13 protein-coding genes and 1 pseudogene are annotated in these 13,264 nt (G+C 45.2%); 7 read left to right on the top strand and 7 right to left on the bottom strand.

Annotation, left to right across the window (positions count from 1 at the left end; genetic code table 11):
- Positions 1 to 134: 134 nt before the first annotated feature.
- Positions 135 to 1,323: pseudogene (locus ITG10_RS20495) on the top strand (ISL3 family transposase).
- Positions 1,324 to 1,685: 362 nt separating this feature from the next.
- Here the strand turns inward: ITG10_RS20495 and ITG10_RS20500 are convergent.
- The 6 genes from ITG10_RS20500 to ITG10_RS20525 all read right to left on the bottom strand — a co-directional run bounded on the left by ITG10_RS20500 (position 1,686) and on the right by ITG10_RS20525 (position 6,567).
- Entirely contained in the window at positions 1,686 to 2,468 is a 783-nt protein-coding gene (locus ITG10_RS20500; RefSeq protein WP_248387111.1) for a heme ABC transporter ATP-binding protein, read from the bottom strand.
- Entirely contained in the window at positions 2,468 to 3,505 is a 1,038-nt protein-coding gene (locus ITG10_RS20505; RefSeq protein ID WP_017630851.1) for an iron ABC transporter permease, read from the bottom strand. Before ITG10_RS20505 ends, ITG10_RS20500 begins: the two co-directional genes overlap by 1 nt.
- 104 nt (positions 3,506 to 3,609) lie before the next feature.
- Positions 3,610 to 4,500, bottom strand: coding sequence for an ABC transporter substrate-binding protein (locus tag ITG10_RS20510; protein ID WP_017630850.1), 891 nt, complete (start codon positions 4,498 to 4,500; stop codon positions 3,610 to 3,612).
- A 149-nt stretch (positions 4,501 to 4,649) separates the two neighbouring features.
- Entirely contained in the window at positions 4,650 to 5,063 is a 414-nt protein-coding gene (locus ITG10_RS20515; protein ID WP_017630849.1) for a biopolymer transporter ExbD, read from the bottom strand.
- A complete protein-coding gene (locus tag ITG10_RS20520; protein ID WP_017630848.1) occupies positions 5,060 to 5,761 on the bottom strand; it encodes a MotA/TolQ/ExbB proton channel family protein in 702 nt (233 codons plus the stop codon). The genes ITG10_RS20515 and ITG10_RS20520 overlap by 4 nt, the downstream gene beginning before the upstream one ends.
- A 2-nt stretch (positions 5,762 to 5,763) precedes the next feature.
- Positions 5,764 to 6,567: an energy transducer TonB gene (locus tag ITG10_RS20525; RefSeq protein WP_017630847.1), complete on the bottom strand. Its 804-nt coding sequence runs from the start codon at positions 6,565 to 6,567 to the stop codon at positions 5,764 to 5,766.
- Between the two features lie 161 nt (positions 6,568 to 6,728).
- Between ITG10_RS20525 and hutW the strand changes: the two genes are divergently transcribed.
- From hutW to ITG10_RS20545, 4 genes are all read left to right on the top strand, one after another.
- On the top strand, positions 6,729 to 8,138 hold the full coding sequence (hutW, locus tag ITG10_RS20530; RefSeq protein ID WP_017630846.1) for a heme anaerobic degradation radical SAM methyltransferase ChuW/HutW: 1,410 nt from the start codon (positions 6,729 to 6,731) through the stop codon (positions 8,136 to 8,138).
- 58 nt (positions 8,139 to 8,196) lie between these two features.
- Entirely contained in the window at positions 8,197 to 8,718 is a 522-nt protein-coding gene (hutX, locus tag ITG10_RS20535; protein WP_008215687.1) for a heme utilization cystosolic carrier protein HutX, read from the top strand.
- Positions 8,719 to 8,837: 119 nt separating this feature from the next.
- On the top strand, positions 8,838 to 9,368 hold the full coding sequence (gene hutZ / locus ITG10_RS20540) for a heme utilization protein HutZ (protein WP_192852769.1): 531 nt from the start codon (positions 8,838 to 8,840) through the stop codon (positions 9,366 to 9,368).
- A 160-nt stretch (positions 9,369 to 9,528) separates the two neighbouring features.
- Positions 9,529 to 10,074 (top strand): ATP:cob(I)alamin adenosyltransferase, encoded by a 546-nt coding sequence (locus ITG10_RS20545; protein WP_026084165.1) that lies wholly within the window; start codon positions 9,529 to 9,531, stop codon positions 10,072 to 10,074.
- A 92-nt stretch (positions 10,075 to 10,166) separates the two neighbouring features.
- Here the strand turns inward: ITG10_RS20545 and ITG10_RS20550 are convergent, their stop codons facing one another.
- Positions 10,167 to 11,081: a chemotaxis protein gene (locus ITG10_RS20550; protein WP_017630084.1), complete on the bottom strand. Its 915-nt coding sequence runs from the start codon at positions 11,079 to 11,081 to the stop codon at positions 10,167 to 10,169.
- A 211-nt stretch (positions 11,082 to 11,292) separates the two neighbouring features.
- Here ITG10_RS20550 and ppiC point away from each other — a divergent pair, with 211 nt between their 5' ends.
- Positions 11,293 to 11,571, top strand: coding sequence for a peptidylprolyl isomerase PpiC (gene ppiC / locus ITG10_RS20555; protein ID WP_017062750.1), 279 nt, complete (start codon positions 11,293 to 11,295; stop codon positions 11,569 to 11,571).
- Positions 11,572 to 11,853: 282 nt separating this feature from the next.
- Positions 11,854 to 13,260: an alpha-amylase family glycosyl hydrolase gene (locus ITG10_RS20560; RefSeq protein WP_017630086.1), complete on the top strand. Its 1,407-nt coding sequence runs from the start codon at positions 11,854 to 11,856 to the stop codon at positions 13,258 to 13,260.
- Positions 13,261 to 13,264 lie beyond the last annotated feature (4 nt).

Consider the following 13,264-nt stretch of genomic DNA (forward strand, 5'->3'; position numbering starts at 1 on the left):
CACAATGAAAGAAGCTCCCAAGGGGGCTTTTTTTGTGGTTCATCGCGGATTAGCGGGAACTAAAAACAAAAAAAACGGTAGTAAGTGATATGGTTTAGTCGCCAAACAAAAATCATACACAAACTACCGTTTTCATGCCGAATCATACTTTCCTATCTTCATTCTGGGAAGGCTTTAAAATAGTAAAGTCTCACCAGACAGCATCACTTGTTACACTAACTCTTAAACCTAATTCTGAGGCTAAATGCCTTTGCGGTCTTGAAGCTGAGGCTATCCATGAGTATCAATGGCGTCATGTGAAAGAGGCCATGTTGTTCAATGTTCCTGTTGAGCTTTCCGTTCAAACTCGAAGGATCAAGTGTCGTGACTGCGGCATAAAAACAGAGTTTCTATCTTGGTTAGAGCCTTATGCTCGTATAACGACGCGTCTAAAAAGCTATATAGAACAACTACTGCCTCTTCTTCCCATTAAGCATATCTCCCAGTTAACGAGCGTTCATTGGCACACCATTAAAGAGATAGATAAACGTCGACTTCGCCAAGTGGTACCGTCAGTGAAATGGGAAGGGCTAAGGCAACTCGTCATGGACGAGCCATCTTTAAAGGGCACCGATATGCCACAGTCATCGCTGATGCTAAGACTCACCAAGTCATTTGGATAGGGTTAGGTCGTAGCCGCAAGGACATACGACCGTTTTTCGAGCAGTTAGGCAAGCATGGTAACAATATCGAAGCGGTCGCAATGGACATGAATACGGCTTTTGACCTTGAAGTTCAAGCGCACTGCCCGAATGCAAAAATCGTTTACGACTTATTCCATGTTGTTGCTAAGTTCGGTCGTGAGGTGATGGATAGAGTCAGAGTCGACCAAGCTAACAAACTCAAGCAGGATAAAAAGCGAGGCAATGTGTGAAGCGCTCACGCTGGGTACTGCTGAAAAACAGAGGTAATTTAAATGCACGACAAGATAGCTATCTTACTGAAATATTGAATATCAATAAGGACTTGATGGCCACTTATATACTCGGCTCACAACTCAAAGAGCTTTGGTACTGTAAATCAGAAGCACATGCTAAGGGGCTCTGGGAGGTATGGTGGGCACAAGTGCAAGAGAGTGGAATTAAGCCATTGAAAGAGTTTGCACGAAAACTGAGGCCTTATCTTCACGGTATTATTGCATCGGCAACTTATCCGCTCAACACCTGCACATTGGAAGGGATAAACAACAAAATAAAGTTAATCAAGCGAATGGGGTATGGATATCGAGATACAGACTACTTCTTCTTGAAGATAAAAGCGGCTTTCCCCGGAAAGCCGCGATGAACCTTTTTTTGTGCCTGTCGTTTGTGCGTTTGCTCCTTTTCTATCGTACTCACCGCGCTTTCTTCATCTGTTTTTTGTGTCCAAGGGCGTTATTTCTTTTCTTTTTAACCGCTTACATTCATGCCCTTCCTTCGCCCTTAATGTAAAAAACTAAGTAACCCTAATTGATAATGTTTATTTATAGAGCCTCAAACGTTTGGAGTGAGGCGTTTTGGAGTTCATTGCTATGGTAGCTAGTAAAATTAAGTTTAAGGCGTGAGAGAGGCTATGAGACAATAAAAAGCCTCGAGAAAATCGAGGCTTATAATGACTTAATTGTTATTAGGGGCGAATGCTCAAAACGAGCAGGTTCTAAATCGAGTCTATTGGGCGGGATGTACCTGTGGGAAGCTCATGGTTGGGTGCTTTTCTACAATACTTTTGTAGCCGTACACACCCTCAATCATAGAAGGTTCAAGCGCCTCCCAAGGGCTGCCATCGCAAACCAAGTTACCGTCTTTTAAGACTACGAGTCGATCAGAATATTGAGCGGCTAGGTTTAGGTCGTGCAGAACCACGATAACGGCAGCATTGTGGTTGTCGGCTAGTTCTCTCGCAATTTTTAAAGTGTTGTGCTGGTGGGCGAGATCCAGTGCTGATGTCGGTTCATCGAGCATTAATATGCATTGATCACCAGAGTGGTGAAGCTGAGTTAACACTCGAGCCAAGTGAACACGCTGTTTTTCACCGCCAGATAGGGAAGGGTAGAGCCTTTCACTCAGGTGAGTGACATCAGCCACATCCATTTTTTGGCTAGCGATGCTCGTGAGCTGTTTGTTTGATTCTTGTAGAGGAATACCACCAAGCTCGACAACTTCGTGCGCCAGAAATGGGAAGGTTAACGTACTGTGTTGAGGAAGCATCGCCAAGTGTTTCGCCAACTTCTGCGAAGGCCACTTGTCTTTGGTGTGTCCAAAATATTGGATATCACCCGTGCTCGATATCTCCTGACATAAAGCTTTAAGCAGTGTACTTTTTCCTGCGCCGTTTGGCCCAAGCAGTGTGGTTACCTTTCCTGCTTCAATCTCAATAGATACGCCATCTAAAATCACATTGCTGCCGAATTTCACTTCGATGTCTGTTGCTTTTAACGCTGCAGGAAACATTAAAGGATTCTCCCTTTCTGTTGGAATAGTAGATACAAGAAGAATGGAGCGCCGATGATTGCAGTGACAATACCCACTGGCAATTCAGCTGGTGCCAGTGCCACGCGAGAGAACATGTCTGCAGCCGTTAGTAGTAATGCGCCTAGAACCGCTGACAGGGGAAGTAGCACTCGATGATCTGGACCCGCTAACATGCGACCTAAATGAGGGATAACAAGCCCGATAAAACCAATCATGCCTGATAAACTAACGGTGATACCAACGCCTGCAGCGGTTAATAGAATCAGCTTTCGTTTTAGCTTTTGTACTGGGATGCCAAGGTGTTGCGCCTCTGATTCACCCAGTAATAGAGCATTCAAAGACATCGCTTGGCGATAAAACACGACAAACAGACCAACGAGTGTAATCGCAGCAAGCAAAATACCCGACCACTTTGCTCCTGCCAGTGAACCCATTGACCATAGTGACAGATCACGCAGCATTTGGTCATCTGCAATGAAATTTAAGAAGCCAATACCTGCGCCTGATAGTGCACTGATTGCCACACCTGCAAGCAACATGATGGTTACTGAAGTGCCGAATTTGCCAGTACCCAGTTTGTAAACCAGCAGCGTGGTTAAGGCACCGCCCAGAAAGGCAAACACAGGTACCGCTGCAAAGTTCATGAAGGCAGGGTATTGAAGTGAAAGCTCAGAGAAAAGAACGATAGCCAGTGCAGCACCTAATGCTGCGCCCGCAGACACACCTATGATGCCAGGTTCGGCAAGTGGGTTTCGAAACAAACCCTGCATTACCGCGCCACATAAGGCGAGGATTGCACCAATCAGCATGCACAAGATGGTTCTAGGTAAGCGAATTTCTTGAATGACTAAATTGATGTGAGGTGCTAAGTCATTGTTTGGTCGAATTAAGCTCGTAGCGCTGTCGGCTAAGCTAATGTTCATTGGCCCAACAGTGATCGAGTACAGTGCGACAAAAGCTAAGGTAGCACCTAGGCCTAACATCGATGTTTTCAGTGGGACGGATCGTAACAACATAAAGGGCCTCAATATCTATCGCTAATTTTAATCACCTTCACCAACAGCGTGAATCAGTTGGTGAAGGGAAATGAACTAGCGATAGCAGAAATAGGATGGTTGAGTTATAGCGGGTAGATAAGTGCGTTTAGACGCTTTGCTTCAGAGAGGCTTTCTAGGCCAAGCCCGCCAACCAAAGCACTGCCATTTACGGTAATGATTTGCTTGTTCATACCTGCAGGCGTTGCCGCTAGCATCGGAAGTGATTTCAGGATGGCATCCGCGCCGCCCATTTTTTGATAGCTACGGCCGCTTACTAAAATGACATCAGGTTGCATCTCAACGAGTGATTCCATTGAAAGTGGCTTGTAAGACGTTAGGCTCTGAGCGGCAGGGTTGATTCCGCCAGCTAATTCGATGATTGCGTTTGGTGATGTTTCGCCACCAGCAACGTTCGCAGGGCGACCTTCATGCAGTAACAGGAACAGAACTTTCTTCGCTTCGTTGCTTGGTACTTGGTTCGCTTTCAGTGCTGCGATCTTTTGATTCACTTCAGTTTTCACTTGCTGTGAGTGGTCTTCGGTATGGGTGATCTTGGCGATTTGGTCGATACGCTTCAATAACCCTTCAACGTTTGCTTCAGTGTTCACGATCTCGACATCGACGCCTGCCGATTTTAATTGAGAGATAGCGTTGTCTGGCCCCATTTCATCAGAGCCAATCAGAGTGGTTGGCTCTAGGGCAAGCAAACCTTCAGCAGACAGGTTTCTGTGATAGCCAATCTTTGGCAGGTTTTCAGATTGAGGGAAGCGACTGGTTACATCAATACCCACTAATTGTTCTTCTGCGCCAAGCGCCAAAACTAATTCTGTAACAGCACTACCGGCACTGATGATACGAGGTTGTTCAACATCGTTTGCCATCGCGGTTGGTGCAGTCAATGCCAAGCTCATAGCGGCCACTGAAAGGAGATGTGTCTTGGTCTTTAATTTATTGAGCACGTTTAAGTTGTTCATAATAAGTTCTTTATATTTTCTTTTTGTATCGCGAAGATACTCAGTGAGCAGTCCGTTCGCATTGTGAGTTCGAGTCGATAGAGAGGCTTAGCTCTGATTGTTTAGTCTTATCGGTCAGAAGCCAAACCTCGTGAAAATTGAGTCTTGTTCTAACCATCGTCAGTGAGCAGTTGAGTTGCTGGAATTCCGTTCTCTTGAAGGAATGAAAGCAGCTTCACTAGGTTCTCCACGTTGGCGGCTTTGTCCGCGCCAATGATGATCGGCTTTTTATCTGTTGAGCCTGTCTCTTCTAACAAGGCAATCTTGAAGTTTTCCCAGTCGATGTACTCTTGGCCGTTAATCGCCCAGTAGGGTTCATGGTCTAGGATGTTGACGCTAATCGAGTCTTTGTGGACTTCAGAAACGTTTTTAACGTCAGAACTAGGCAGTTCAACTTCCAGTGACTCCAGTTTTACTGATGCCGTAAGTAATAGAAAAACCATCACGATAAAAATGATGTCGAGCAACGGTGTTAAGTCCGGAACTAGGCTTTGTGTGTGAGATGAGTGGGGCGTCTTAATCATGCTTGGCTCACATCACCAATAGAGGTTTTGTTGACAGGCTTACCTTGAGCATCATCAGATTGATTGGTTTGAATCGACATACCTTCTAGCCACACATTCACATAGTTCAGAGTATGTTCTAGCTGAGCAAGCACTCGGTCAGCCCAAAGGCCTAATAGTTGTGCACCTGAAATTGCTGGAAGTGCGATCATCAAGCCAGCAGCCGTCGTTCTCATTGCTAAACCAAGACCGTCTGCTAGGTCGTTCGGTGTGATGCTGCCAGTAGTCGCGGCAACACCTTTGAACATTTCAATAAGGCCAAGTACCGTGCCAAGCAGTCCAATCAGCGGGCTAATCACACCGATTAAACCAAGCAGTCTTAGACCAGCGTGCAATTGGTGGCGTTTCTCTTGTAGCCAGATCCCAGCTGCATCTTCACGTAAACCTTTTGAGAAAGAGTGGTGAGCAAGCAACATCGACACGCCCTTGTACAATAGCGGTCGTTTACCTGAAATCGACTGAGCGAGCGCTTCAATCTCTTTGCTATTGGTTGGCGAGATCTGATTGAGCTCACGACGAATGGCACGTTTGCCAACGCCAATGCTTAACATAACTTGGAATATACGTTCTGCGATGATCATTGCTGTTAATGCAGAGCAGATAAGAAGAGGCCAAGTCATTAAGCCCAGTTGATCTTGTAAGTGACTGATTTGTTGCATGATTAATCCAACCTAAAACGAACAGGTATTTGTACTCGGTGAGCAATCGCTCGACCATTGACAGTATGAGGTGAGAATTTCCATTGTTTAATGGCGTCTAAAGCGGCGTTATCGAGCATTTGTGCGCCTGATGAATTTACTAATGCTTGTTTAATTTGTTTGCCTTCTGCGTCTAACCAGATCTCATAAGTTGCGACACCTTCAACGCCACGACGTCTGGCTTGGCGAGGATAATTCGGCGGTGTAGGGCGTGCAGAGAAAGAAGGCTTAGTGACTAGCACCGGCTCTTGGTTTGATACGCCTTGGTTTACTTCCTGAGGCTGGTTGGCAGACTCGTCCATATTCTTATCGACTTTTTTGTTGGCCAGCTTCTCTGGTTGCGGTGCTGGTTCAGGGCGTTCTTTCTTCACGACCTTTTTCTCAGTCACCGGTTTCTTTTGAACCGGCTTCTTCTCGACTTTCTTTTCAACAACCTTTTTCTCTACTTTCTTAGGTTGAGGCTTATTGGTGATCGCTTTTTTCTTTGGTGTCGGTTTGGCTTGCTTTGGCTCAACGACCTTCGGCTCGACAGGTTTAGGTTCAGCTTGTGAGACAGTTTCCTCAATTGGTTTTGGTTCAACGGGTTCTGTAACCGTTTTTTGCTGAGCTTGAGAAGGAGCGCTTTTAGGTGTGAAGTTGATCGATACCGTGTTCGATTGGCTACCTGCAGGCATCGCAAATACTTTGGATTCTTGAGCGACAAACAATAGCGCCGCATGAATCACCAACGATGCACCGCCTGCAATAACATATCTAGGAACGTTCACAATCAATCCTTTACCAAATCAAAATTCTGTATCGGATTATCGCTTAGAATCTAAATAAGATCAATTATCAATTGCATTATCATTTGGCTCTATTTATGATTCTCTCAGTTTTTAGCGAATAGTCTTCCAGACTTTGCTATGTAAGTGTTTAGAGAGATTATATGAGTCTTAATATTTATAAATTTGACGAATCAATCTTGGGTATTTCTAGCCCTGATCCGCTTCGTTTTGCGTTTGCGAAAAAGCATTCTGCACATGCCGGAGGAAGTTCAATTCCGGTCGACCCGAGCAAGAAGTTGGAGCTCTTTGATGAACTGATGCTAAGCGAAGGGAAGAAACAGGATAAGCGTTGCCTGTATATCCACATTCCTTTCTGCCGTGTGCGCTGTACGTTCTGCAACTTCTTCCAAAATGCCGCAAGCCGCAAATTAGTGGATGAGTACTTCGATGCTCTGATGGTTGAGTTGAAGCAAAAAGCCAAAACGCCTTGGGCTCAGTCTGGATTATTTCACGCCGTCTACATTGGTGGCGGAACACCTACCGATCTATCGCCTCAACAGGTAGAGCAACTAGGTAAGGCTATTCGCCAATATTTCCCGTTAGCAAACGATGTGGAAATGACCTTAGAAGGGCGCATCAATCGCTTTGGCGACGAGATGTTTGATCGTGCGCTTGAAGGTGGTTTCAACCGTTTCTCCTTTGGTATTCAAAGTTTCAACACTCAAGTTCGACGCAGCGCCAAGCGCTTAGATGACCGAGAGGTTGTGCTAGAACGTATCAGTTCACTAAGTCGTACAGAGCAAGCGCCCATCGTTCTGGATTTACTGTACGGATTACCATACCAGTCTATGGAAGTGTTCCAACAAGATTTAGAAGACTACATGTCTACTGGTGCGCACGGTATTGACCTCTACCAACTGATTGTTGGGGGTAATGCACCTATGCTTAATCTTGTTGAGAAAGGAAAAATCCCACCACCGGCCAATACGCCTGATAAGGCGAGCATGTACCTGGCGGGTGTTGAATTCATGGCTAAGCACAAGGTTAAACAGCTGAGCGTGAATCACTGGACTCGCGATAACCGCGAACGCAGCATTTACAATAGCTTAGCGAAAACTTATGCCGAAGTGCTGCCAATTGGTTGTGGTGCTGGTGGCAACATTGGCGGTCATGGTGTGATGCAACATCGAACTTTAGACAGCTACATGGAGTCTATAAAACAAGGTCAGTTGCCGATTGCCATGATGACGAAGCAAAGCTCATTAGAGCCAATCTTCTCGACATTAAAGGCAGGCTTTGATTCTGGTGTTGTTAGAAGAAGTACGTTGCCGACCTTTATGGGACAAGACACGTTCGATTACTTGAAGCCTCTGTTCTCACATTGGGAAAAGAATGGCTTGGTTGAGCTTTCAGAGGATTACTTGAGCCTGACTATTGCAGGCAGCTTCTGGGCAGTAAGCCTGGCTCAGAGTGTGATTCAAGTGCTTAACGCTGAATACCAAGCAATGCACCCAGCACCGAAAGCATCAGGTTCGGGCGTTCACCCGCATGCAAGCTTGAAGCACGCTTAATATCGAATTTTTAATTTAAAACTTACGTAAATTACTCGTTTATACGGAAACATATTCAATGACAGATACAACATTAGAAATGACAGAAACTCTAGAACAACGTGTCGCTCGCATTCTAGAAGAAGAACCAAAACTGCTTCCTACTGCGATTGCTGAGAAGCTAGGTGTTTCAGAGGTTGAAGTGGTTGCTGCTTTTCCAAACGACATGGCAGTGATGCTAGATGGTAGCCGTGCTCAAGAAATTCTAGAAGGATTAGTGGGTTGGGGCCCTGTGACCACAATCGTGCATTCATTCGGATCAATCTTCGAAGTAAAAGCGCCGTTCCCTAAAGGTAAAGTAGCACGTGGTTACTACAACCTGATGGGCAAAGAAGGCGAGCTTCATGGTCACCTAAAGTTAGACAACGTTAAACAGATCGGTTTGGTGAGCAAAGCGTTCATGGGCCGTGAAAGTCATTACTTCGGTTTCTTCAGTGAAACGGGCGAGAACATTTTTAAGATCTACCTAGGCCGCAACGAAAAGCGTGAGCTAATTGCCGACCAAGTAGAACGCTTCAAAGCGCTAAAAGCACAAGCTTAAACAGAATCAGCAGTAACAGTTAATAAGACATCAATGCTCGAGGATCGTTTAGTTCGCTAATGATCGCTCAACCTCGGGCAAAAATAATAAATCAGAGAAAGTGAATAAAGGAATTACCCATGGAACAGCAAGTAAAACAAGAACGTCTACAAGGTCGCTTAGGTCCAGAAATTAAAGAGTTTCGCCAAGAGCGCTGTACCCTTCAACTTGCAACGGTTGATGAAGAAGGTCGTCCAAACGTAAGTTACGCACCTTTCGTTCAGAACCAAGAAGGTTACTTTGTTCTAATTTCTGATATTGCTCGTCATGCTCGTAACTTGAAAGCAAACCCTCAAGTGTCTTTGATGATGATTGAAGACGAAGAGAGCTCGAAGCAGCTTTACGCACGTAAGCGTCTAACGTTTGATGCGCAAGCGAGCGTTGTAGAACGTGAAACGGAGCTTTGGACTCAAGTGATCGGCCAGATGCAAGAGCGTTTCGGCGAGATCATCGATGGTCTGAGCCAGCTTCAAGATTTCTCTCTGTTCAACCTTAAAGCAGAGAACGGCCTGTTCGTTAAAGGCTTTGGTCAGGCATACCAAGTATCGGGTGACGATCTAGTAGATTTCGTTCACCTGCAAGAAGGCCACAAAAAAGTATCTAACGAGTAATCTCGTTTAACTGGTTATTTAAGAAACCCTCCAATGTGAGGGTTTTTTTACGTCTAAAAATCGTTATAAACACACTAGCGTTGATGTGAGAAAAAGCAGACTAAATCAAAGAGTTTGGTATATTGGCGTTTGATTAATATTTATGTGTAAGGATCGCTACGTGAAGCCAATAAGTCGAGATTGGGACGAGTTCTGTTACCCGTTCATTTATGAAGACAGTCCTATCTGTGATTTTGAGATTCTATCGGACGAGCTTTGCTGCCGAGTTGGATTGGTTCTTTCATTGGAATTGGAACCACAAGTTCGCGAGATCCTGCAACGCCTGCAACCGAACATCTATCATTTGAATGGTTCCGTGCGTGGGAAGTTAGCGATTACTGAATCCGAATTGGTCGAGCTTAAGCAAGATTACCACCGTATCCGTGAGCAGCTAGAAGGTGGCTTCAAAGGGTTTGTATTACCGGGTGGGCATCGAGTGTCGAGCGAGCTTCACTTGTGTCGTTGCCAGGCTAAGAAAGTGGTGCGAGCTTTGGTGAGCATTGAGCATCATGAAAGTAAAAAATCACCGGACCCGATTCTTTTTAAATACGCTAACTTAGTCGCGAACACACTGTATGCATTGGCATCTTTCACTAATCATGTCAATGAGGTAGAGGAAGTGGAATTCGTGAGTAAGAGCTATTCGATGCCCAAAAAGAAAGACTAGCTGCGAGCTCTATTTGGGTTAAGAGATGAAAAACTACGAATTGAAGAAGCTAAACCATTGAACTTGATGTTGGCTTAGCTTCGTGAATAGCCCTAAGCAGCCGTAGAGGCGTCGTTTAAGACTTTTGCGCCGCGTAGCATGGCTTCGATTAACTCACCCGCATTGAACTTCTCAAGCGCTTCGTGGGCACCTACCTGATTAGCACGATCCACACAGATCTCACTTGAAAGTGAGGTATGCAAAATGCAGTAAGCATGGCTCAATGCACTGTCGTTCTGTACTTCAAATGCAAGTTCGTAACCATCCAACCCCGGCATCTCAATGTCACTCACAAGAAGGTCAATCGCTTTGCCTACGCTAGCTTGGCGTCTCATCAGGTCAATCGCATCCAAACCGTTATTGCAGATGCTATAAGGAATGTTGATGCTGTCTAGGGCATCAGATAACTGCTTACGTGCAATCAAAGAGTCATCCACTAATAAGATGTTTAGCGCTTTGAGGCGCTCCCTTTCTACGTCGGTCAGCATTGGAATATGCGCATTCTCGTAATCTGGGTAGATCTTAGAGAGCAGCAGTTCGACATCGAGCATTTGGACGATGCGATCTTCAAAGCGAGTAATGCCTGTCACAAACACGTTGCGACCGACACTCGCTGGCGGTGATTCAATACTCTTCCAATCACATTCAATGATTTTATCGATTGAGCGAACCAAGAATGCCACGACCGTTCTTAAGCAGTCGGTCACGATGAGCACACAGTCATTGTATTCAGCTGGGGTGATCGGGCGAAAGCCAATCGCGGCAGACATATCAATCACAGGCACCGTAAGATCGCGAATGGTCACGGTACCAATCACATGGTGATGAGAGTAGGGGATTTGAGTCATCGGTTGAAAAGGAACGATTTCCCTGACTTTAAGCGTGCCAATCGCAAAACTTTGAGTGAGGGACAATTTGAACATCAACATTCCCTGTGACTGACTCGCTTTACTGATCGGTTTGGCCATAATTGGCTCCTATTTACTACACGCTTAATTTATAAAGAATAATTTAAAGGGAAATAGCAGTCGCGGCAAGTAACTCTACTGTTTTTAGGGGCTTTAAGACGGTTGTTTTCGGTTATAGAGTGAAGAATGGTGTTTCTTGGGTTAAAATCACGCTAAATACTCGCTGTCGATGGTTAGTCGACAAGCAGACAGCAACAAACTGAGAATTATCATGGCAAGAACAGCAGCAGCGCTTCATATTCTGGTGAAGCATAAAGAACTAGCAGAAGACATCATGACGCAGCTTAAAAAGGGCGCTAAATTTCAAACGCTAGCGAAGAAACATTCAACCTGTCCATCTGGTAAAAAGGGCGGCGACCTTGGCGAGTTCAAGAAAGGTCAAATGGTGCCTCAGTTTGATAAGGTTTGTTTCTCTGGCGAGACGCTTGTACCACATCTTGTAAAAACTAAATTCGGTTGGCACGTAGTTAAGGTTCTTTACAGAACCTAGTGTAAGATATGTGTTAGATGGAATAAAAGGAGCGTATATACGCTCCTTTTTTGTGACTTTTTGGTGCATTTAAAAGCACGATGGCTGAGTGTTCATCCCAGACGTTATGCGATAATTGGTGCTACGCCCTCAACTATCCACCGTGAGTAATTGGTAGGAGGAGGAGGGTTTTTAATGAGTAACTCATATAATAAATGCCATTCTTGAGGAAATTTATGCAGCTTTGCCTTTTAGCCTTTGCCTTTTCTAAAAAGCTGTCAACGAGTTTGGTAGGAGAACAACATGGAGAGTTCAGCTATGTTAAGCAACCCAGCGACAGATGTCATATTGCATGCCTTTGACTGGTGCTACGCTGACGTAATGAAGAACGCCCCACTGATCCAAGAGTTGGGTTATAAATCTGTTTTAGTTTCACCGGCAATGAAGTCGTTACGTGGCCCTAAAGGTTGCGACCGAGATTCTGGTACTCAATGGTGGCAGCGCTATCAGCCACAAGACTATCGTGTGATCGATAATCAGTTGGGTGACACGCAAGATTTTAAAGCGATGGTCGACACGTTAAAGCAACATGGGCTTCGTACCTATGTGGATGTGGTGTTCAACCACATGGCAAACGAATCTGGCATTCGCAGTGACTTAACGTATCCGAACCTTCAAGATATGGCGTCTTACCAAAAAGACGCTGATTATTATGAATCGATCCGCTTGTTTGGTGATCTTTCTAAGCCTTTATTTGATGAAAACGACTTTGTGGAAGCGTTTGGTATCAAAAACTGGAAAGACACTTGGGAAGTGCAGAACGGGCGTATTACTGGCGGAGCCAGCGATCCTGGTTTGCCAACGCTGTTAGACAACGACAATGTGGTTGCACAACAGCGAGCGTACCTAAAAGCCTTGAAAGCGATTGGTGTGAAAGGTTTCCGCATTGATGCTGCAAAACACATGACACTGTCACACCTGCGCAAAGTATGGACTGATGATATCTGCGAAGAAATGCACATCTTTGGCGAGATCATTACCGATGGCGGTGCGACGGAAGAAGAGTACGAGCTGTTCCTTGAGCCGTACCTGAAACACACGCGCTTAGGTGCGTACGATTTCCCTCTGTTCAATACCATCTTCAAAGCCTTTGAAGAGCAGGGCAGCTTTAAGTCTCTGATCAACCCTTACTGTTTTGGTCAGGCTCTATCGAACATGAGAGCCATCACTTTTGCCGTGACCCATGACATTCCAAACAACGAGGTGTTTTTGGAACATGTGATGGACGAAGTGGACGAACGATTGGCTCACGCCTTCATTCTTGGTCGAGATGGCGGTGTACCACTGGTTTATAGTGAATTAAGCACGAGCGGTATTTTGGACCAGAATGGTCAGCCTCGTTGGCTTAACGACTGGCAAGCGCCTTACATGAAAAGCATGATTCAATTCCATAATCATGTTCATGGCGAAGCGATGCGTGTGGTTGAAGCGAATGATGATTTGTTGGTATTTGTCCGCGGTGACAAAGGCATTGTGGTGATTAACAAGTCGAAACGCAGCAAAACCGCCTCATTAAGTTGGACAGGTGCGGTAACCGATTTATTGTCGGGTGATGTGTTTGAATGTGTGGGTGAGGATTTAACCATCAAGGTGGAATCGAACCAATGCATGATGTTGACGACGAATGAACTGAAACCTGTCACGAGTTAACTCT

The sequence above is a fragment of the Vibrio sp. ED004 genome (genome assembly GCF_023206395.1).
GTDB lineage: Bacteria > Pseudomonadota > Gammaproteobacteria > Enterobacterales > Vibrionaceae > Vibrio.